Source organism: Streptomyces sp. TLI_053 (genome assembly GCF_900105395.1).
In the GTDB taxonomy this organism is placed as follows: domain Bacteria; phylum Actinomycetota; class Actinomycetes; order Streptomycetales; family Streptomycetaceae; genus Kitasatospora.
Genome location: NZ_LT629775.1, coordinates 4,875,895 through 4,896,759, shown reverse-complemented (window position 1 = coordinate 4,896,759; position 20,865 = coordinate 4,875,895). Strand labels below are relative to the sequence as shown.

Sequence of the window (20,865 nt, the reverse complement as noted above, 5' to 3'; positions counted from 1 at the left end):
CGGGGAAGTTCAGGTGGCGGACGGTCAGGACTTCTTGACCGGCGGGACGCCGGCGAGCGGGCCGAGGCAGAGCACGTAGCGCTTCTTGTTCCAGCGACGGCCGCTCTTGCCCGAGACGGTGCTGGTGGTGCCCGCGGCCTCGCGGCACTTGGCGGTGTCGGTGGTGGACTCGAACTTGGCGAGCACCTTGTAGTTCGCCTTGCCGTCGGTGCACTTGACCACCGAGACGTCGCGCGAGCCGGAGGCCTTGACGCAGTCGCCGGCCTTGGCGCTGCTGACGCTGGGGCCGGTGACGAAGTAGCCGACGATCAGGGCGATCACACCCAGGACCAGGCCGGCCGCCTTCAGCCGGGCCTTGCCGCGGCCCTTGGCGGGCGGTCCGGGCTGCGGCGGGGCGGGCGGGTAGCCGTGCGGCGAGGTCTGCCCGTACGGCCCCGGCGCCTGCGGACCCTGCGGGTACGGCGCGGGCGGGTAGGGGCCCTGCGGGTGGACGGGCTGCGGGTACGGCTGGGCCGCCTGCGGCGCGGCGGGGTAGCCGTAGCCGGGCGGGGGCGGCGGTGCGCCGTAGCCCGCGGGGACCGGCTGGGGCGGGCCGTACGGCGGCGGTGCCGGGGGACCGTAGGGCTGCGGCGCCGGCGCGGTGCCGTAACCAGGAGGCGGCCCGTACGGACTGGGTGGTGTGCTCATCAGATTGTCCCCCGAGACAGAGTGCTGCCGCTGCGACAGATCTGACGTACCTTAGCGACTCGGAACGACGCTCCCGGGGCGCAGGGGCCGCCCGGGCCGACGGGCGGCGGTCAGCGGGCCGGGTCGCCGGGGAGCGGGCCGGTGCGGCGGGCCGCGCGGAGGTAGAGCGCGGCCGAGGCCGCGTACACCAGGGAGACGCCGACCACGACCGTGACCGAGCGGCCGGTGAGCGGCAGCACCAGTGCGGTGACCAGTGCGGCGGCCACGAAGGCGACGTTGAAGAGCACGTCGTAGATGGCGAAGATCCGGCCCCGGAACTCGTCCTCCACCGACTCCTGCACCACGGTGTCGGCGCAGATCTTGGTGCCCTGGGTGACCACGCCGAGCAGGAACGCCGCGATCAGGCAGGGCACCAGGGTGAAGCCGAGGCCGAGCGCGGGGACGAAGACCACCGGGGCGGCCAGGCAGAGCGTCATCCAGCCGGCCAGCCCGAGCCGGCGGCTGCACCAGGGGCTGATCACCGCCGCCACGAAGAACCCGGCGGCCGAGAGGCCGACCGCCTGCCCCAGGGTGGCCAGCCCGGCCGCGCTGTCCGCCGGGTCGTTGAAGGTGTAGCGGGCGAGCATCACCACGACGACGATCAGCACGCCGTAGCAGAACCGGGCGGCGGTCACGGCGGCCAGCGCGTGCGCGGCCGGGCGGCGGTCCCGCACCAGGTGGGTGACGGCGGCCCGCAGCTCGCGGGCGGCCTGGGCCAGGGCCTGGCCGAGCGCGGGCCGGCCGGGGTGGACGCCCGGGCCGAGCAGGTCCTTGTCCATCCGCAGCGCGGCCAGCGCGGCGGACAGGTAGAGCAGCGCGGCCAGGCTCACCAGGGCGGCGTCGGCCCGGGGACCCGGCGGCATCACCTGGTGCAGCAGGAAGCCGAGGCCGCCGCCGCAGGCCGCCGCGACGGTGCCCAGGGTGGGGGAGAGCGCGTTGGCGGTCACCAGCTGTTCGGCCCGCACCACCCGGGGCAGCGCGGCGGAGAGTCCGGCCAGGATGAACCGGTTGAGCGCGGTGACCAGCAGCGCGGAGGCGAAGAAGAGCGAGGTCGGCGCCTGGGCCAGGAGCAGCCCGCCGGTGAGCAGGCCGAGCCCGAAGCGGGCCAGGTTGCCCAGGTAGAGCACCTGCCGGCGGCGCCAGCGGTCCAGCAGGACGCCGGCGAAGGGGCCGATCACCGAGAACGGCAGCAGCATCACGGCGAGCACCGAGGCGATGTCGGCGGGCGAGGACTGCTTCTCGGGGGAGAAGACGACGTAGGCGGCGAGCGAGACCTGGAACACGCCGTCGGAGAGCTGCGACAGCACCCGGGCGGTCAGCAGCCGGCGGAAGTCGCGGCCGCGGAGCAGGCCGAAGAGCGTGGCGCGGTGCGCGGCACGGTGGGTACTGCCGTTCTCGGTGATCGCCACCCGCTCAGGGTGCCATGGATCCGGGCGGCGTTTCACGTGAAACATTCGCCGGGAAAAGGTGAACGGGTCCGCGGTCGTGGACCGCGGACCCGTTCGGTGCTCAGGGACTCAGCACGGGGTGGGGCGAGCTCAGCGCTCGACCTCGCCCTTGATGAACTTCTCGACGTTCTCGCGGGCCTCGTCGTCGAAGTACTGGACCGGCGGGGACTTCATGAAGTACGAGGAGGCCGAGAGGATCGGGCCACCGATGCCGCGGTCCTTGGCGATCTTCGCGGCGCGCACGGCGTCGATGATGACACCGGCGGAGTTCGGGGAGTCCCAGACCTCGAGCTTGTACTCCAGGTTCAGCGGGACGTCGCCGAACGCGCGGCCCTCGAGGCGGACGTACGCCCACTTGCGGTCGTCCAGCCAGGCCACGTAGTCCGAGGGACCGATGTGGACGTTGTTGGCGCCCAGCTCGCGGTCGCGGATCTGCGAGGTGACGGCCTGGGTCTTGGAGATCTTCTTGGACTCCAGGCGCTCGCGCTCGAGCATGTTCTTGAAGTCCATGTTGCCGCCGACGTTCAGCTGCATGGTGCGCTCGAGGACGACACCGCGGTCCTCGAACAGCTTGGCCATCACGCGGTGCGTGATGGTGGCGCCGACCTGGGACTTGATGTCGTCACCGACGATCGGCACACCGGCCTCGGTGAACTTGTCCGCCCACTCCTTGGTGCCGGCGATGAACACCGGGAGGGCGTTCACGAAGGCGACCTTGGCGTCGATGGCGCACTGGGCGTAGAACTTGGCGGCGGCCTCGGAGCCCACCGGCAGGTAGCAGACCAGGACGTCGACCTGGGCGTCCTTCAGGGCCTGGACGACGTCGACCGGGGTCTCGTCCGACTCCTCGATGGTCTCCCGGTAGTACTTGCCCAGGCCGTCGAGGGTGTGGCCGCGCTGGACGGTGATCCCGGTCGGGGGCACGTCGCAGATCTTGATGGTGTTGTTCTCGGACGCCGTGATGGCGTGCGCGAGGTCCTGGCCGACCTTCTTGGCGTCGACGTCGAAGGCGGCGACGAACTGCACGTCACTGACGTGGTAGTCACCGAACTGGACGTGCATCAGCCCGGGGACCTTGCCGGCCGGGTCGGCGTCCTTGTAGTACTCGACACCCTGCACCAGCGACGTGGCGCAGTTGCCCACACCCACGATGGCTACGCGAACCGAACCCATTCCCGGTTGCTCCCTGTGATCTCATGAGCGCCGCCGAGGGTCGGCGGTGCTCGTCCTGCTTCTTCGATGACTGCAAACGGGCGCATGACGCGCCCACTCCTGCCGCGCGGCACAGGGCTGACGCGGTCTCAGCGCTCCTGGGCGGAACGCCCCGGGCGGTCGTGCGGTGGCCCGGGCGGGTCGACGGACCCGTCCTCCTGGCCTCGGCCGTCCGAAGTCTGGGGTACTGCGGAGCCGGTCCCGCCGCCGGGCGCCCCGGCCCGGCCGGAGCGGTTGGCCCGCTCGGTCTCGATCAGCTCGTTCAGCCAGCGGACCTCGCGCTCCACCGACTCCAGTCCGTGCCGCTGCAGTTCGACCGTGTAGTCGTCGAACCGCTCGCGGGCCCGGGCCAGCGAGTTGCGCATCCGCTCCAGGCGCTCCTCGAGCCGGCTGCGGCGGCCCTCCAGGACGCGCATCCGCACGGCCCGGTCGGTCTGACCGAAGAAGGCGAAGTGCACTCCGAAGTGCTCGTCCTCCCAGGCGTCCGGACCGGCGTCGGCGAGCAGCTCCTCGAAACGCTGCTTGCCCTCGGCGGACAGCCGGTAGACGATCTTGGACCGCTTGCCGTTGAGCGCGGTGGCCGGCACGTACTCGACGTCCGGGTTGTCCTCGACCAGGAAACCCTGGGCCACCAGGCTCTTCAGACAGGGGTAGAGCGTCCCGTACGAGAAGGCGCGGAACGAGCCGAGCAGGACGTTGAGCCTCTTGCGCAGCTCGTAGCCGTGCATCGGGGCGTCGTGGAGCAGTCCGAGAACGGCGAACTCCAGCACTCCTGAGCGTCTGCCCACTGCCTTCGTCCTCCCCTCTCCGGTCGGTCCGCGATCCGCCTCGACCGGCGTTATGCCGTTCCGATGTATCGGCTCGATATATCGAGAACAGTAAGCCTGGGTCCGCGAACGGGCAAGGGGGACGCGCGTGAATGTGATCACAAGACGACGCGCGGGTGCGGTTGGCAACGGGCATGTAATGATCTGTTGCCGTTTTGCGGTTATTGGCGATTGATGCCCGATTAGTTCGGATTCGGAGCTGCGTACGCTGTCGCGTGTGCACGAGGACCACCTCCGGGGTTAGGGCGGTTACGGGCATCGGACGTGGACCCTGCCTTCAGGCTCGACCGGCCTGGCGAGGAGTAGCTGGAAAATGAGCGAACGACGGCGCAGGTCGCCCGGCGGCGACGGTCGCCCGCCGGGCGACGGCAACGGGCGGTCGGAAGGAGCCGGGCGCGACGAGCTTGGCTCGGAGGGTCTGGGCCGACGGCGCCCGCCGGGAGCGCGGGACACCGCCCAGCAGCCCCGGATGACCCGTGCCGAAATGCGGAAGGCGGCCCAGAAGGGCGGCCGGCGCGGTGCCGAGACGGCCGCCGGTGCCGCGGCCGCCGGCCGGGGCGGCGCCCCCGGCAAGAAGCGGTTCATCGATTACCCGCGCTTCGGCAAGCAGGGCGTCCGCCGCTGGCTGCCCTCCTGGCGGCAGTGGCTGAGCGCCGTGCTGCTCTTCGCCGCGGTCTGCGTGGGGGCGGTCTTCTACGTCTACCAGAGCACGAAGATCCCGCCGCTGAACGCCCTGGTGAACGATCAGAACAACATCTACTTCTGGGCCGACGGCACCGAGATGGTCCGCAAGGGCGAGACCAACCGGCAGATCGTCGAGCTGGCCGACATCTCGCCCAACCTCCAGAACGCGGTCATCGCGGCGGAGAACGAGACCTTCCGCACGGACAGCGGCATCGACCCCAAGGGCATGCTGCGCGCGGTGGTCAACATGGCCAAGGGCGGCCAGACCCAGGGCGCCTCGACCATCACCCAGCAGTACGTCAAGAACGCCTACCTGACCCAGGAGCAGACCCTCAGCCGCAAGATGAAGGAGTTCTTCATCACCCTGAAGGTCAACCAGGAGTACGAGAAGCCCGACATCCTCAAGGGCTACCTCAACACCAGCTGGTTCGGCCGCGGCGCCACCGGCGCCCAGGCCGCCGCCCAGGCGTACTACGGCGTCAACGCCAAGGACCTCGACCTGTGCCAGAGCGCCATGCTGGCCGGCCTGCTCAAGGGCGCGTCGTACTACGACCCGACCATCAAGGCCAACCAGGCCCGCGCCGAGGAACGCTGGAAGTGGATCCTCGACCGGATGGTGGAGACCAAGAACACCACCGCCGAGGAGCGGGCGAAGTGCACCGCCTTCCCCACCCCGATCAAGCAGGTCCCGTCGGCGAATATGAACGGTCAGATCAGCTACATGGTCGAGACCGCCAACAAGTTCGTCATGGCCAAGGACCCGACGATCGACCAGCGGGCGATCGACAAGGGCGGCTTCAAGATCTACACGACCTTCCAGAAGGAGAAGGTCGACGCCCTGAAGAAGGCCGTGGACGACGTCAAGGCGGAGACCCTCAACGTCCAGAAGCGCCCGAACAACGACAACTTCGTCCAGTTCGGCGCCTCCAGCATCGTCCCCGGTGACGGCGCGATCGTCGCCATCTACGGCGGCGAGGGGGTCGAGAACGGGAACTTCGGCAACAACGCCGACGCCCAGGGCGTCCAGGTCGGCTCGACCTTCAAGCCCTTCGTCCTGGCCACCGCCATGCAGACCGGCGTGCTGACCGCGACCGACGACAAGGGCAAGCCCAAGCGGATCAACGCCGACAGCCGCTACCTGTCCGACGACCTCTCGGAGATCCGCAAGCCGGACGGCTCGCTGCTGCTCGGTGACGACGGCAAGCCGTACCGGCAGAAGAACGAGGAGAAGGGCAAGCGCGGCTACGTCTCGCTGCGGATGGCCATGCAGTACTCCTACAACGTGCCGTTCGTGCAGCTGAACCAGGACGTCGGCGGCGCGGCCGTGATGCAGACCGCCGAGGCGCTGGGCATCCGCAAGGAGAGCATCGAGAAGGAGGCGAAGACGGCGACCTTCCCGCTCGGCGTCTCCACCATCAGCCCGATCCGGATGGCGGACGCCTACGCCACCTTCGCCGCCAGCGGCAAGCAGGCCGAGCCCTACTCGGTCACCAAGGTCCTGGTGGACGGCAAGGAGCGGGCCGGCTTCGGCAAGCACGAGACCAAGCAGGCACTGGAGCCGGCCGTCGCCGACAACATCACCGACGTGCTGGTGAACGTGGCGCAGAAGGGTACCGGTACCAAGACCAACGCCCTCGGCCGTCCGGTGGCCGGCAAGACCGGTACCACCGACGAGAACAAGTCGGCCTGGTGGGTCGGCTACACCCCGCAGCTGGCCACCAGCGTGGCGATGTGGCGCGAGGACCCGACCGTGCACGAGCGGCTCTCGCTGAACGGCACCGGCGGCAAGGACTCGGTGCACGGTGGTGACGTCCCCGCGGACGTCTTCACCCGGTACATGAAGGTCGCGCTGGCCAACGAGAAGAAGCTGAACTTCCCGACCCCGCAGCCGGTCGGCTCGCAGGTCGACTCCTCGGGCGCGCCGAGCACGGCGAGCGCCGCGCCGACCCCGACCACCACCGAGACCGTGACCGCTCCCCCGGTCGACCCGAACGCAGGGCAGCCGACCCAGCCGCCGGTCACCCAGGGGCCGGCCTGCGTCCCGGGCGTCGACTGCCCGGGCACGGTGCCCACTCAGCCCGGTCCGACCAAGACCAACCCGAACCCGGGCGGCGGGACGAACGGTGGTGGTGCCAACGGCGGCGGCACGAACGGTGGTGGTGCCAACGGCGGCGGTGCCAACGGCGGCGGGACCACCGGTGGCGGTGCCAACGGTGGCGGTGCCAACGGCGGCGGCGGCACCACGCCCTCGCCGAGCTGCCTGCTCGGTCCGATCGGCTGCACCACGCCGACCCAGCCGACGACCCCGACCCCGGACCCGGGCGGCGGGGCGGGCGGTGCGACCGGCGGCGCGACCAGCAAGCCGCCCAAGCCGTCCACCTCGCCCTCGCCGGGCGGCGGCAGCGCGGTGGCGCCGTAGTACCGGGTGACCGTGACGGCGGTGGGAGCTCCTCGGAGCCTCCCACCGCCGTTTCGCCGTATTCGGAGCGATTCGTGCCGGTAGCCGGGCCCCGAGCCGCCGTCCCGGGGCCGTTCCGGGGCCGCCCCGGCCGTCGCGGCCCTGGGAAAAGGGGCAGGGGCCTCCTCGTACGGGCGGGCGGGGTGCGGCAGGATGTCCGCCATGACGTCCAGCACTCGTGCGGAAGAGGACCGGGTCGCGCCGGCGCCCGGTCCACAGGCCAACACCGTGGTGGTGCCGGCGGACGAGGACCCGGTCGCGGCCGCCGGCAGTGAGGTGATCGGCGGCCCGCCCGGGCGGCGCGCCCTGCTCGGCGTCTCCTGGTGGATCCCGGCCCGCTTCCTGGCGCTGGTGGTGATCGTGGTCTCGGTGCTGGGCATGGCGCAGAAGCTGCCCTGCTACAACGCCGCCTGGTTCCAGCCCGGCTCGCCGCAGTACGTGCACGCCTGCTACAGCGACATCCCGCACCTGTTCTCCGGGCGCGGATTCGCGGCCGGACTGCACCCCTACGTGGACCGCATCCCGGGCACCTCCGGGGACCTGCAGTTCCTCGAGTACCCGGTGCTGACCGGCCTGTTCATGCAGGTCGCGGCCTGGCTGACGCCCGGCGGCGGCGCCCTCCAGGACCAGGAGCGCTGGTTCTGGACCATCAACGCCGGCCTGCTGATGGCCTGCGCGGTGGTCGCCGTGGTCGCGCTCTCCCGCACCCACCGGCGCCGCCCCTGGGACGCGCTGATGTTCGCCCTGGCGCCGGTGCTGCTGCTCAACGCCACCGTGAACTGGGACCTGCTGGCCGTGGCGCTGGCCGCCGTCGCGCTCGCCTGGTGGTCCGGCTCGCGACCGCTCTGGGCCGGCGTGTTCATCGGGCTCGCCACCGCGGCCAAGCTCTACCCGCTGCTGCTGCTCGGCCCCCTGGTGGTGCTCTGCTGGCGGGCCGGGCGCGGCCGCGACCTGCGGGCCCTGCTCGGCGGCGCGGTCGGCGCCTGGCTGCTGGTCAATCTGCCGATCATGATGGCGAACTGGCAGGGCTGGTCGACCTTCTACGTCTTCAGCAAGCACCGCACCGAGGACTACGGCTCGCTCTGGCTGATCCTGATGCAGAACCGCGGCGTCGGACTGGCCAACCTCGACACCTTCATCGCCGTCCTGATGCTGCTGAGCTGCGCGGGGATAGCGTGGCTCGGGCTCGCGGCGCCCCGCCGGCCGAGGGTGGTCCAGCTGGCCTTCCTGGTGGTGGCCGCGTTCGTGCTCCTCAACAAGGTGTACTCGCCGCAGTACGTGCTCTGGCTGCTGCCGCTGGCGGTGCTGGCCCGGCCGCGCTGGCGGGACATCCTGATCTGGCAGGCCTGCGAGGTGCTCTACACCCTGGGCATCTGGTCCCACCTGGGCTTCGTCACCGGTGCCAAGCAGCACGGGATCGGCGAGTCCTGGTACCACTTCGCGATCGTGCTGCACCTGCTGGGCACGCTCTACCTGGTGGGCCTGGTGGTCCGGGACATCCTGCTGCCGGACCGCGACCCGGTCCGCTGGGACGGCAGCGACGACCCGTCCGGCGGGGTGCTCGACGGGGCCCCGGACGTGTTCGTGCTCGGCAGTGCCCGCCGGCTGCGCGAGGAGGAGAGCTACGCCGGGTACGCGCCGGCCGGCCCCGAGGCGTGGCTGGAGGAGCCGCCCGCCGCGGAACCGGCCGAGAAGGTCTGACCGGACCGGCCCCCGCGGGGGCCGGTCCTCGGCGGTCGATCAGCGGTCGGTCGGCGGTCGGCCACGCGGCCGATCCGTGGTCGACCTGCGGTTCTCAGCGCGTCTCAGCGCGTCTCAGCGCTTCTCAGCGGTCGACCACGCGGTCGAAGTGCGTGGTGGTGTGCCGGACCTGGAGGCCCAGCTCGTCGCCGATCGCCGGCGGCTCGCTCTCGCCGTCCAGGAGCAGCAGCGACACCTGCATGTGCGGCGGCTCGGCGAACCAGAGCTGCTTGCCCGCCCAGTGGTACGGCGACTTGGTCTTGTTGACGGTGGCCAGACCGGCCCGGGCGATGCCCTTGGCCCGCGAGGACATGCCCTGGACGTACTTGGGCGCCTCCAGCCCGATGCCGTGCGCGGTGCCGCCGGCGACCACCAGCAGGTGGCCGTCGGCCGGCGCCGGGTGCTGGCGGTAGCCGTAGCGGTCGCCCTTCTTGACCGGGGTCACGTCCAGCACGGTGGCCCTGACCTCCAGCGCGCCGTGGTCGCCCAGCCAGAGCCGGGTGCCGATCCGGGCCCGGAAGACGGTGCCGGGGAAGCGCTGGGTCAGCTGCTCCATGCCCGCCGCGCCGAGGTGGCTGACGAAGACGGTGTGCACCGGGAGGCCGGCGGCCCGGGCGGTCTCCACCCAGTACGCGACCTCCTCGACGGGGCTGGAGCCGTCCGGCCGGTCCATCGGCAGGTGCAGCGCCAGGCCCTCGAAGGCGACGCCCTCCAGCTCGGCGGCGACCGCCGGGAGGTCGGCGGCCGAGACGCCGTGCCGGCGCATGGTGGTCATGCACTCCAGCACGACCCGGGCGCCGTGCAGCGCCCGCAGGCCCTCCACGCTCGCCACCGTCCGGATCACCCGGGCGTGCGGCAGCGGGAGCGCCTCCTCGCCCACCCGGTAGGGGGTGAGGACCAGCAGCTCGCCGCCGTACCAGTCGGCCGCGTCGGCGGCCTCGTAGGCGGTGCCGACGGCCAGTACGCCGGTGCCGAGGAGGGTCGCCTCCTCGGCCAGGCGGTGGTTGCCCAGTCCGTAGCCGTTGCCCTTCGCCACCGGCACCAGGCCGGGGAACTCGGCCAGGACGGAGCGCTGGTGGGTACGCCAGCGTTCGGTGTCGAGATAGAGCGACAGCGTCATCGGGTCATCTCCCAGGGGGTGTTGGGCACGGCGGCTCGGGGGCTCGGCGGGGTGCTGCTCAGCGGCGCGACATGTAGAGGTCGAGGGCCTTGTGCAGCAGCTTGTTGAGCGGGAAGTCCCACTCGCCGAGGTACTCGGCGGCCTGGCCGCCGGTGCCGACCTTGAACTGGATCAGGCCGAACAGGTGGTCGTTCTCGTCCAGGGTGTCGGAGATGCCGCGGAGGTCGTACACACCGCCGCCCAGCGCGTAGGAGTCGCGCATCATCCGCCACTGGATCGCGTTGGACGGCTTGACCTCGCGCTTGTGGTTGGCCGAGGCGCCGTAGGAGTACCAGACGTGCTCGCCGACGACCAGCATCGTGGTCGCCGCCAGCGGCTCGCCCTCGTGGTAGGCGATGTACAGGCGCATCCGGTTCGGGTCCTCGGCGGTGAGGGCGTTCCACATGCGCTGGAAGTACGACAGCGGGCGCGGGGTGAACCTGTCGCGCTCGGCGGTCACCAGGTAGAGCTGGTGGAAGATCGGCAGCTCGTCGTAGCCGCCCTGGACCACCTCGACGCCGCTCTTCTCGGCCTTCTTGATGTTGCGGCGCCAGAGCTGGTTGAAGCCCTTCTGGATGTCGTCCAGCGAGCGGTTGGCCAGCGGCACCTGGAAGACGTAGCGGGGCTGGACGTCGCCGAAGCCGGCGCCGCCGTCCTCGCCCTGGAGCCAGCCGGCCTTGCGCAGCCGGTCGGCGACCTCGAAGGCGCGCGGCTCGTACCAGTCGGCCTCGATGTCGCGCAGGCGCTTCGCCTCCTTGCCGGCGATGGCCTCCTTGATGGTCGGGGCGTTCCAGCGGCGGATGACCACCGGCGGGCCCATCTTCACCGAGAAGGCGCCCTGGGACTTCAGGTGGGCGAGCATCGGCTGCAGCCAGCGGTCGAGGTCACGGTCGAACCAGTCGATCACCGGGCCCTCGGGCAGGTAGGCGAGGTAGCGCTTGACCTTGGGGAGCTGGCGGTAGAGCACCAGGCCGGCGCCGACGAGCTGGTTGTTCTGGTCGAACCAGCCGATCGACTCGGTGCGCCACTCGGCCTTCACGTCGCCCCAGGACGGAACCTGCATGTGGCTGGCCGAGGCGCGGCTCCTGATGAAGGCGAGGTGCTCCTCGCGGGTGATCGTCCTCAGGCGCAGGCTCATGCTCGGTGCTCCTCGTCGGTCGGGCTGCGGTGGGCCCCGTGTTCTCGGGCTGACCCTATCGTCCGGGGTCCGGTCGGCCGCGGGTCCGGTCGGCCGCGGGTTCCGTCGGCCGCGGGTCCCGCCCGCGGTGGAGCCCGGCTGTCGCGGGTCGTCCGTCGCGGGCACGGCGACGCCCCCGCGGCGTACCGGTCCGTCGAAGACAGATACGCCGCGGGGGCGCCGGGGGTTCCTCGCGCGCTGTGGGAGCTAGCCCCACAGCCCGCCGCGGGCGATGCCGAGGTAGAAGCCGATCGCCGAGGCGCCGAGCGTGACCATCAGGACGAAGCGCTCGGCCGTGGTCACCGAGATGTACATCCCGAGCAGGCCGGTGATGATCCCGAACAGGCCGGTCCACGAGGTCAGCAGATGCAGGTTGTGGAAGAACGAGGTGGTGAAGGCGATCACGCCCAGGACGGCGGTGACGCCGACCAGGGTGTTCTCGCGCGGGTGCGGGTGGCCGTCGGTGTTCAGGGTGAGGGCGGGCATGCGGTGGACGGTCTGGGCCATGTGTCCCACCTCCTGGCGTGGAGACGAACGAGCAGGAAACCCGTTCCGTCCAGATTGCGGCGGTTGGGTCGGTCTCACAACCCCTATGCGTTTTGTTCGTCCGTCCGGGTGCGGGTAGGGTGGGTCGTCTGCACTGGTGTAGTTGTGCCCTCCGCTGCCCTCTTTCGGGTGAACGGGGACGGGCTGTCCGACCCGGCCGCTACGGTGGCCGAAGTCGGCACTGCACCGGTGTCGACGCTGCACAACCCTCCTGCCACGGAGAGACCGTGGCCGTTGAGTCCAAAGGAGGTGGGTTACTCATGCGTCACTACGAGGTGATGGTCATCCTCGACCCCTCGGTCGAGGAGCGCGCCGTTTCCCCCCTGATCGAGAGCTTCCTGGCTGTCGTCCGCAACGCGGGCGGCAAGGTCGAGAAGGTCGACACCTGGGGTCGCCGCCGTCTGGCCTACGAGATCAACAAGCAGTCCGAGGGCATCTACTCGGTCATCGACCTCCAGGCCACGCCTGAGGTCGTCAAGGAGCTCGACCGCCAGATGGGCCTGAGCGAGTCGGTTCTGCGGACCAAGGTCCTGCGCCCGGACACCCACTGAGCCACCTCTGAGGCCTTCGGGTCTCGGGTAGCTCGCGTCCGCTGTTTCACGTGAAACAGCGGTGAACGGACATCTTCCCGAGAGGTCATCACCACATGGCAGGCGAGACCGTCATCACCCTCGTCGGCAATCTCGTCGACGACCCCGAGCTGCGCTTCACCCCGTCGGGTGCGGCGGTCGCGAAGTTCCGCATCGCGTCCACCCCCCGCACCTTCGACCGCCAGACGAACGAGTGGAAGGACGGCGAGAGCCTCTTCCTCACGTGCAACGTCTGGCGGCAGCCGGCGGAGAACGTGGCCGAGTCGCTGCAGCGCGGCATGCGCGTCATCGTGCAGGGCCGACTGCGCCAGCGGTCTTACGAGACCAAGGAAGGCGAGAAGCGGACGGTCTTCGAGGTCGAGGTCGACGAGGTCGGTCCGAGCCTGCGCTCGGCGACCGCGAAGGTCACCCGGGCCAACCGGTCCGGTGGTCCCGGCGGCGCCCCCGGTGGCGGCGGCTTCGGCGGCGGCCCTCAGGGCGGCGGCCAGGGCGGCGGCAACTGGGGCGGCGGTGGCGGCCAGCAGGGCGGCGGCTGGGGTGGAAACTCCGGTGGCCAGTCCGGCCCCTCCGACGACCCGTGGGCGTCCAGCGCTCCCTCCGGTGGAAACCAGGGTGGCGGCAGCTGGGGCGCCCCGTCCGGTGGCGGCTTCTCGGAAGAGCCCCCGTTCTAAGAGCTGACAGATTTCGTGCGGCCAGGGGTCCGGCGTCGTGAGACGCCGGCCCGGTCGTGAACCCAATGGAGCACACAATGGCGAAGCCGCCTGCTCGCAAGCCGAAGAAGAAGGTTTGCGTCTTCTGCAAGGACAAGGTCAACTACGTTGACTACAAGGACACGAACCTGCTGCGGAAGTTCATCTCCGACCGTGGCAAGATCCGTGCCCGCCGGGTCACCGGCAACTGCACCCAGCACCAGCGTGACGTCGCCACGGCCGTGAAGAACAGCCGTGAGATGGCGCTGCTGCCCTACACCAGCACCGCGCGCTAAGAGAGGGTGACCGAACAATGAAGATCATCCTCACTCACGAGGTGCCGGGTCTCGGCTCCGCCGGCGAGGTCGTCGAGGTCAAGGACGGCTACGCCCGCAACTACCTGGTCCCGCGTGGCTACGCCATCCGCTGGACCAAGGGTGGCCAGAAGGACGTCGACGCCATCCGTCGCGCCCGCAAGATCCACCAGATCCAGACCCTCGAGGCCGCCAACGAGGTCAAGGGCAAGCTCGAGGGCGTCCAGGTCAAGCTGGCCGTCCGCTCGGGCGACGCCGGCCGTCTGTTCGGCTCGGTGACCCAGGCCGACGTCGTCGAGGCCATCAAGGCCGCCGGCGGCCCGGCGGTCGACAAGCGCGCCGTCGCGATCGCCTCGCCGATCAAGACCGTGGGCACCCACAAGGTCTCGGTCAAGCTGCACTCGGACGTCCAGGCCAACCTGGACATCGCCGTCGTCGCCGCCTGATCAGCGACAACGCGGTAGCAGTGGCCGCAGGGCCGGTCTCCCCCTCGGGGGAGGCCGGCCCTCGGTCGTTCCCGGGCTCCCGACCCGGTGCGCCCCCCCGCAGCGCGTCGGGGCTCAGCTCCGGACGGCGCCGGTGACCAGCCACTTGCCGCCCCGGGCCCGTAGGACCAGGAAGCCCGCGCGGACCAGCATGTAGAGGTTCAGCGCCCACCAGAGCCCGGCCAGCCCGGTGCCACTGGCCGGCACCGCGAGCGCGGCCGGGGCGAACACGACGAGCGTGGCGAGCATCGCCCAGGCCAGGAACGTGCCGTCCCCCGCGCCCATCAGCACCCCGTCCAGGACGTAGACCAGCCCGGAGACCGGCTGGCAGAGCGCGAGCAGCAGCAGGACGGTGTCCAGCTCCTGCTGCACCGCCGGGTCCGGGGTGAACAGCGGGACGTAGAGCGGCCGGGCGACCACGATCAGCAGGCCCAGCACCGTCCCGGCGCCGACGCCCCACTCGATCATCCGCCGGGTGGCCGCCCGGGTGCCGGGAACGTCCGAGGCGCCCAGGTAGCGGCCGATGATCGCCTGGCCGGCGATCGCGACGGAGTCCAGCGCGAAGGCGATGAACAGCAGCACCGTCATGGCGATCTGGTGTGCGGCGATCTCCTTGTCGCCGAGCCCGGCGGCCACCGCGGTGGCGATCATCAGGATCGCGCGCAGGCTCAGGGTGCGGACCATCAGCGGTCCGCCGGCCCGGGCGCTCGCGCGTATCCCGGCGGCGTCCGGCCGGAGCGAGGCCCGTTCCCGGCGGGCACCGCGCACCACCACGAACACGTAGACGGCGGCCATACCGGTCTGGGCGATCACCGTGCCCCAGGCCGAGCCGGCCACCCCCAGCCCGGCGCCGTAGACCAGACCGGCGTTCAGCCCGAGGTTGGCGGCGAACCCGGCGACGGCCACGTACAGCGGGGTCCGGGTGTCCTGGAGGCCGCGCAGCACGCCGGTGGCGGCCATCACCATGAGGACGGCCGGGATGCCGAGGGCGCTGATCCGCAGATAGGTCACCGCGTAGGGGGCGGCGGTCGCCGAGGCGCCGAGGACGTCGGCCGTCCAGGGGGCGAGCAGCAGGGTCAGCGCGACCACGGCGGCGGAGAGCACCAGGGCCAGCCAGATGCCGTCGATGCCCTGCTGGATCGCGGCCCGGCGGTCCCCGGCGCCGATCCGGCGGGCGACCGCGGCGGTGGTGGCGTAGGCGAGGAAGACGAACACCCCGGTCGCGGTGGCGAGGGCGGCCGAGGCGACGCCGACACCGGCCAGCTGGGCCGTGCCGAGGTGGCCCACGATGGCGGAGTCGGCCATCAGGAAGAGCGGCTCGGCGACCAGGGCGCCGAAGGCGGGGACGGCGAGGGCGAGGATCTCCCGGTCGTGGCGGCGGCGGTCGGCGGTGAGGGTCATGGGGTCCAGGCTACTCATCCACAGGTAAGTGTCGCCAGGGGATTGGAGTACTTACTCGTACGCCTGGGCGACCGGGCCGTCCGGGTCTGTGTCCACCGCCACCCGACTGTGTGTGAAGAATTTCTCATGCACAGGCCCTGGAGGAGGGACTCCCAGGTCAGCGGGTTGACGGTGGATCGATGGTCTGGTTATCCACAGGGCTTTCCACAGGGGTGTCCACAGGTTTGCGGTACTTCTCCACAGCCATCGGGCACTCGTCCACACCCCCTGTGGATAACCGCCTTGGCCGAATGGCTCCCGGCGCCTTAGCGTGGGGCCTCCGGCCGACACTCCCACCCGCCCCGGCGTCCGATTTGTCGGTGCGGTGGCGTAGAAATGCGGTGGCGGGGAGTCGGGTTCCGCTCCCTCCCGGCCGCCACCGGCAAGGCCCGCTCCAACTCGCACCACTCGCTGATCGGGGAACACGCGTGACCGGCCCCCAGTACGACGACCACGACGCCCCGCCCCCGCCGGAGGACGACTGGCAGGGTGCCGACGACCCCTTCCCGGTCGGTGCCTTCGCCGACGCCCCCTTCCCGGACGGTCCCGGCGACCGGCTGCCGGTCTCGCGCGCCCGTGACAACGGTCAGGGCAAGGGACAGGGCGGCGGCTTCCAGAAGGGCGGCAAGGGCGGCTCCGGCGGTTCGGGCGGCGGCTTCAAGCGGGACGGTCAGCGGCGCCAGGGCGGCGAGGACGAGCGCTCCGGGGAGGGCGGCCTGGAGGGCTTCGAGCGGGTCCCCCCGCAGGACCTCGCGGCCGAGCAGTCCGTCCTCGGCGGCATGCTGCTGTCCAAGGACGCCATCGCCGACGTGGTCGAGGTGCTCAAGCCCGCGGACTACTACCGTCCCGCGCACGAGCTGGTGCACGGCGCGATCCTCGACCTCTACGCGCGCGGCGAGCCGGCCGACCCGATCACCGTCGCCGGTGAGCTGACCAAGCGCGGCGAGCTCCAGCGGGTCGGCGGCCCCGGCTACCTGCACACCCTGGTCAACTCCGTCCCGACCGCCGCCAACGCCGAGTACTACGCGCAGATCGTGCACGAGCGCGCGGTGCTGCGCCGGCTGGTCGAGGCGGGCACCCGGATCGCGGGCATGGGCTACGCCGCCGAGGGCGACGTCGACGAGATCGTCAACGCGGCCCAGGCGGAGATCTACGCCGTCACCGAGCAGCGCACCAACGAGGACTACGCCCCGCTCGCCGACATCATGGAGGGCGCCCTCGACGAGATCGAGTCCATCGGCTCCCGCAACGGCCAGATGTCCGGGGTCCCGACCGGCTTCGCCGACTTCGACGCGCTCACCAACGGGCTCCACCCCGGCCAGATGATCGTCATCGCGGCCCGTCCCGCGATGGGAAAGTCCACCCTGGCACTGGACTTCGCCCGGGCCTGCTCGATCCACCACAAGCTGCCGAGCGTGATCTTCTCGCTCGAAATGGGCCGCAACGAGATCGCCATGCGTCTGCTCTCCGCCGAGGCGCGGGTGGCGCTGCACCACATGCGCTCCGGCTCGATGACGGACGACGACTGGACCAGGGTCGCCCGCCGGATGCCCGACGTCAGCGAGGCGCCGCTGTTCATCGACGACTCGCCGAACCTGTCGATGATGGAGATCCGCGCCAAGTGCCGCCGGCTCAAGCAGCGCAACGACATCAAACTGGTCGTCATCGACTACCTCCAGCTGATGCAGTCCGGCGGCTCCCGCCGGGCCGAGAACCGTCAGCAGGAGGTCTCCGACATGTCGCGAAACCTGAAGCTGCTGGCCAAGGAGCTGGAGGTGCCGGTGATCGCGCTGTCCCAGCTGAACCGTGGTCCCGAACAGCGCACCGACAAGCGGCCGATGGTCTCCGACCTGCGTGAGTCCGGCTCGATCGAGCAGGACGCGGACATGGTCATCCTGCTGCACCGCGAGGACGCCTACGAGAAGGAGTCCCCCCGCGCCGGCGAGGCCGACCTCATCGTCGCCAAGCACCGTAACGGCCCGACCGCCACCATCACCGTGGCCTTCCAGGGCCACTACTCGCGCTTCGTCGACATGACGCGCGACTGATCGGAGCGTCCCCCGCGAACGACGTCCGCCGGTGACTGCGGGTGATCGCGGGACGGTGTTGCGGGCAGTGCCGCGGGCGGTCCGGACCGTTCTGTCCGGTACGCCCCCGCGCAGGGACCGGGACTGGCGGAAAACCGTTGCTCCGTACGCGGTCCTTCAGTAGCCTGCGCGAGCACCTGTTCGGTGCGTCGTTCGACAACACCCATGGGGGGTACGGTGCCCAGTCACCGTCACATCATCGTCGCCGCCGCCGTGGCGACGAGCCTGGTCGTCGGTCCCGGCCTGGCCGTCGCGGCCGGAACCGGTACCTCGGGGGCTCCGGCCCACCCGGCGGCGGGCGCCGTGCCGGCGCAGCCGGCCACGTCGCTCGCCGACATCGCCTCCGCCGCCTTCGGCACTGTGCGTAGCCCCGCCGGGGCCTCGGTGCGGCAGCCGGGCAAGGCCGCCAAGGCCCAGGGCGCCGCCGCCGCGACCGCCAACGAGAGCCTGGCCCTGGACGTGTCCGTCTACGCCACCAGCGCCTACGACGTCCACGTGGACACCTGGATCAACAGCGACATCGCGCCGCTCGACGTGGTGGTCGACTGGGGCGACGGCTCCTCGGACCGCGTCAGCGGGGCCGGTACCGGCGAGAGCAGCTTCGACCACACCTACGCCGGCCTCGGCCAGTACACGGTCACGGTCACGGTCTCGGACGCCAACGGCGAGACCGCGACCAACAGTGTCACCGTGGCGACCGGCGGCTCGGAGTTCACCCCCTACGGTCCGACCCGGCTGCTCGACACCCGGGACGGCACCGGCGCCCCGGCGGCCCGGGTCCAGCCCTGGGGCGAGACCCGGGTGAAGATCGCCGGCAACGGCGGGATCCCGGAGGGGGTGACCGCGGTGGCGCTCAACCTCACCGTGGTCGACCCGGCCGGCGGCGCGGGCCACCTCATCGCCTACCCCAGTGGGGAGGACCGCCCGGAGACCTCGAACGTCAACTACACCGCGGGCCAGACGGTCCCCAACCTGGCCATCGTCCCGGTCGGCGCCGACGGCTACGTCAACCTGTTCAACCGCGGCGGCGCCGCCGTCGACCTGCTCGCCGATGTCGCGGGCTACTTCAGCCACTCGGAGGCCGGCGGTTACACCTCGGTCGGCCCGACCCGGTTGGTCGACACCCGCGAGGGACTGGGCACCGACCAGGGCCAGGTGCCCGGATGGACCTCCTTCCCGGTCCAGGTCGCGGGTCGGGCGGGCATTCCCGCCGGGGTCGGCGCGGTGGCGCTCAACGTCACGGTGACCGACCCGCAGAGCGACGGCCACCTGACCGTCCACCCCGGTGACCGCCAGGCGCCGAGCGTGTCCAACCTCAACTTCCGCCGCGGCCAGACCATCGCCAACGCGGTGATCGTCCCGGTCGACGCGTCCGGCCGGATCCAGGTGCTCAACGGTGCCCAGGGCTCCTCGGACGTGATCGTGGACGTCGTCGGCTACTACGGGGCCGGCGGGAGCGCCTACGTCCCGGTCACGCCGCTGCGGCTGAGGGACACCCGGGACGTGCCGGACGGCGAGGTCCCCGGCCCGGGGTACTCCTACATGGGTCTGAGCGGGTGGGCCCCGGAGTACACCGACCTCGTGCTCAACAGCACGGTGACCAACACCCGGGCCGACGGCCACCTGACCGTCTTCCCGGACCCGAACACCAGGCAGCAGTACGGCAACGGCACCTGGGCCTGGCCTGCCAAGCCGAACGCCTCCACGCTGAACTGGAAGGCCGGCGACACGGTGCCGAACCTGGTCCAGGTGAAGTTCGGCACGGACGGCCTCATCGACTTCTGGAACGCCAGCGGTGGCAACACCGACCTGGTCGTCGACATGTTCGGCTTCTACATGAACCGCTGACCCCGGCGGGCGACCGAACGCCCGGGAGCGGCCCCGCGAGGCCGCTCCCGGGCGCTTCCCCGCGTTCCGCCCCGGTGGACCGGACCGGGTGGGCCCCGGGAGGGCGGGTTCCGCGGATGGGCTACTGTCCTCGCCGTGGCTCCGCCCCCACCGTCGCCGCCCACCGCTCCGTAGGAATGCCCCCACATGTCTCGAATATCGCGGTTCCGGTCCGCCGTGCTCGGCACCCGGCCCTTGTCCGAAGCGCTGGGCCGGGAGAACGGGTTCGGTCTGCTGCGGCTCCTGCTGGCCCTGTCGGTGATCTTCGCCCATGCCATGCCGCTGGGCGTGCGCAGGGGAAGCATCGGGGCGCACTGGTCGGGCGGGCAGGTGGAGCTGGGTGGTCTCGCGGTGGCCGGCTTCTTCGTGCTCTCCGGTCTCCTGATCACCCGGAGCGGCCTGCGGCTCACCCCGGCCCGCTTCCTGTGGAACAGGGCCATCCGGATCATGCCGGGCCTGTGGGTCTGCCTGCTGGTCACGGCCTTCGTCGTCGCGCCGCTCGTGGCCCGTCGGGAACACCTGCTGGACGGCTTCTGGACGCACCCCCAGGGCCCGTGGCGGTACGTCATGGCGAACTGGTCGATAGGCACCGGTCAGCCGGGGATCTCCGGACTGCTGACCCACAACGCCGACGCCGGGTTCAACGGTTCGCTCTGGTCGCTCGTCTACGAGGTGCTCTGCTACCTGGCGGTGGCGGCCCTCGCCGCGCTGGGCGTCCTGCACCGGGCGCGTTGGGCGGTGCTCGGAACGGTCGTCGCCCTGTACTGCTTCATGGTCTACCTCGCGATCGACGGTCCCGGTCTGCGGTCACCCATCTACATCCCGACGGGGTTCGAGAACTGGCGACTGCCCTTGCTCGGTACGGTCGGCACGGACAAGCTCCTGCCGCTGGGCCTGTTGTTCGGTCTCGGGGCGGTGGCCGAGCTCTACAAGAAGAGCCTGCGGATGAACGGGATCCTGGCGCTGCTGGCGTTCGCCCTCCTGGTGGGGAGCGCCCGGTACGGCGGGTTCTACCTGGTCGGGCTGCCGGCCCTCGCCTACCTGCTGATCTGGCTCGCCTGCTTCATGCCCCGCCCGCTGACGAGGGTCGGCAGCAAGGCCGACCTCTCCTACGGCGTCTACATCTACGCGTTCCCGATCCAGCAGGGCCTCGCCCTCTGGCACGTGCAGCGGCACGGGTACGCCGTCTACACCGGCGCCTCCGTCGTCCTGGCCCTGGCCGCCGCGGTCCTGTCCTGGTACCTGGTGGAGAAGCCCGCGCTGAAGCTCAAGAACATCGGTCTGCCCCGGAAGGGCCTCGGTGGGCCGTCCGGGCAGCCGCAGCCGGCCCGGACGGCCGCCCTGTCGGCCTGACCTGCCCGAGCGGCCGGACCCCGGTGCTCCGGGGACGATGAGT

At 71.2% G+C, this 20,865-nt stretch carries 17 protein-coding genes; 9 read left to right on the top strand and 8 right to left on the bottom strand.

Annotation, left to right across the window (positions count from 1 at the left end):
• Nucleotides 1-24: 24 nt before the first annotated feature.
• The 4 genes from BLU95_RS19735 to BLU95_RS19720 all read right to left on the bottom strand — a co-directional run bounded on the left by BLU95_RS19735 (nt 25) and on the right by BLU95_RS19720 (nt 4,174).
• Nucleotides 25-687: an LppU/SCO3897 family protein gene (locus BLU95_RS19735; RefSeq protein WP_093861200.1), complete on the bottom strand. Its 663-nt coding sequence runs from the start codon at nt 685-687 to the stop codon at nt 25-27.
• 110 nt (nt 688-797) lie between these two features.
• The gene (locus BLU95_RS19730; RefSeq protein WP_231978655.1) at nt 798-2,135 is read right to left on the bottom strand and encodes an MFS transporter; all 1,338 of its coding nucleotides are present in this window, start codon (nt 2,133-2,135) and stop codon (nt 798-800) included.
• Between the two features lie 129 nt (nt 2,136-2,264).
• Nucleotides 2,265-3,347 (bottom strand): inositol-3-phosphate synthase, encoded by a 1,083-nt coding sequence (locus BLU95_RS19725; RefSeq protein WP_093861198.1) that lies wholly within the window; start codon nt 3,345-3,347, stop codon nt 2,265-2,267.
• A gap of 128 nt (nt 3,348-3,475) precedes the next feature.
• On the bottom strand, nt 3,476-4,174 hold the full coding sequence (locus tag BLU95_RS19720; protein ID WP_093861197.1) for a PadR family transcriptional regulator: 699 nt from the start codon (nt 4,172-4,174) through the stop codon (nt 3,476-3,478).
• 508 nt (nt 4,175-4,682) lie between these two features.
• Here BLU95_RS19720 and BLU95_RS45145 point away from each other — a divergent pair.
• Together BLU95_RS45145 and BLU95_RS19710 are read left to right on the top strand one after the other, a co-directional pair.
• Nucleotides 4,683-7,316: a transglycosylase domain-containing protein gene (locus tag BLU95_RS45145; RefSeq protein ID WP_159424948.1), complete on the top strand. Its 2,634-nt coding sequence runs from the start codon at nt 4,683-4,685 to the stop codon at nt 7,314-7,316.
• 201 nt (nt 7,317-7,517) lie between these two features.
• The gene (locus BLU95_RS19710; RefSeq protein WP_093861195.1) at nt 7,518-9,056 is read left to right on the top strand and encodes a glycosyltransferase family 87 protein; all 1,539 of its coding nucleotides are present in this window, start codon (nt 7,518-7,520) and stop codon (nt 9,054-9,056) included.
• A gap of 124 nt (nt 9,057-9,180) precedes the next feature.
• On the opposite strand, the gene BLU95_RS19705 is transcribed toward BLU95_RS19710, so the two are convergent.
• From BLU95_RS19705 to BLU95_RS19695, 3 genes are all read right to left on the bottom strand, one after another.
• Nucleotides 9,181-10,215 (bottom strand): alanine racemase, encoded by a 1,035-nt coding sequence (locus BLU95_RS19705; protein WP_093861194.1) that lies wholly within the window; start codon nt 10,213-10,215, stop codon nt 9,181-9,183.
• Nucleotides 10,216-10,273: 58 nt separating this feature from the next.
• The gene (locus tag BLU95_RS19700) at nt 10,274-11,392 is read right to left on the bottom strand and encodes a lipid II:glycine glycyltransferase FemX (protein WP_093861193.1); all 1,119 of its coding nucleotides are present in this window, start codon (nt 11,390-11,392) and stop codon (nt 10,274-10,276) included.
• A 246-nt stretch (nt 11,393-11,638) separates the two neighbouring features.
• Nucleotides 11,639-11,938, bottom strand: coding sequence for a hypothetical protein (locus BLU95_RS19695; RefSeq protein ID WP_093861192.1), 300 nt, complete (start codon nt 11,936-11,938; stop codon nt 11,639-11,641).
• A gap of 299 nt (nt 11,939-12,237) precedes the next feature.
• Here BLU95_RS19695 and rpsF point away from each other — a divergent pair, with 299 nt between their 5' ends.
• From rpsF to rplI, 4 genes are all read left to right on the top strand, one after another.
• Entirely contained in the window at nt 12,238-12,528 is a 291-nt protein-coding gene (gene rpsF / locus BLU95_RS19690) for a 30S ribosomal protein S6 (protein WP_030304539.1), read from the top strand.
• Between the two features lie 95 nt (nt 12,529-12,623).
• Nucleotides 12,624-13,238 carry a single-stranded DNA-binding protein gene (locus tag BLU95_RS19685; RefSeq protein WP_030392447.1) on the top strand — a complete coding sequence of 205 codons (615 nt, stop codon included), beginning with the start codon at nt 12,624-12,626 and terminating at the stop codon, nt 13,236-13,238.
• Nucleotides 13,239-13,315: 77 nt separating this feature from the next.
• Nucleotides 13,316-13,552: a 30S ribosomal protein S18 gene (rpsR, locus tag BLU95_RS19680; protein ID WP_030304537.1), complete on the top strand. Its 237-nt coding sequence runs from the start codon at nt 13,316-13,318 to the stop codon at nt 13,550-13,552.
• Nucleotides 13,553-13,569: 17 nt separating this feature from the next.
• On the top strand, nt 13,570-14,016 hold the full coding sequence (rplI, locus tag BLU95_RS19675) for a 50S ribosomal protein L9 (RefSeq protein WP_030392448.1): 447 nt from the start codon (nt 13,570-13,572) through the stop codon (nt 14,014-14,016).
• A gap of 114 nt (nt 14,017-14,130) precedes the next feature.
• On the opposite strand, the gene BLU95_RS19670 is transcribed toward rplI, so the two are convergent.
• Nucleotides 14,131-15,456: an MATE family efflux transporter gene (locus tag BLU95_RS19670; protein ID WP_093861191.1), complete on the bottom strand. Its 1,326-nt coding sequence runs from the start codon at nt 15,454-15,456 to the stop codon at nt 14,131-14,133.
• 596 nt (nt 15,457-16,052) lie between these two features.
• On the opposite strand from BLU95_RS19670, the gene dnaB reads away from it, so the two are divergent.
• The 3 genes from dnaB to BLU95_RS19655 all read left to right on the top strand — a co-directional run bounded on the left by dnaB (nt 16,053) and on the right by BLU95_RS19655 (nt 20,822).
• The gene (dnaB, locus tag BLU95_RS19665) at nt 16,053-17,543 is read left to right on the top strand and encodes a replicative DNA helicase (RefSeq protein ID WP_093864984.1); all 1,491 of its coding nucleotides are present in this window, start codon (nt 16,053-16,055) and stop codon (nt 17,541-17,543) included.
• Nucleotides 17,544-17,759: 216 nt separating this feature from the next.
• Nucleotides 17,760-19,430, top strand: coding sequence for a PKD domain-containing protein (locus tag BLU95_RS19660; protein WP_159424947.1), 1,671 nt, complete (start codon nt 17,760-17,762; stop codon nt 19,428-19,430).
• Nucleotides 19,431-19,616: 186 nt separating this feature from the next.
• Entirely contained in the window at nt 19,617-20,822 is a 1,206-nt protein-coding gene (locus tag BLU95_RS19655) for an acyltransferase family protein (RefSeq protein WP_093861189.1), read from the top strand.
• Nucleotides 20,823-20,865: the final 43 nt, after the last annotated feature.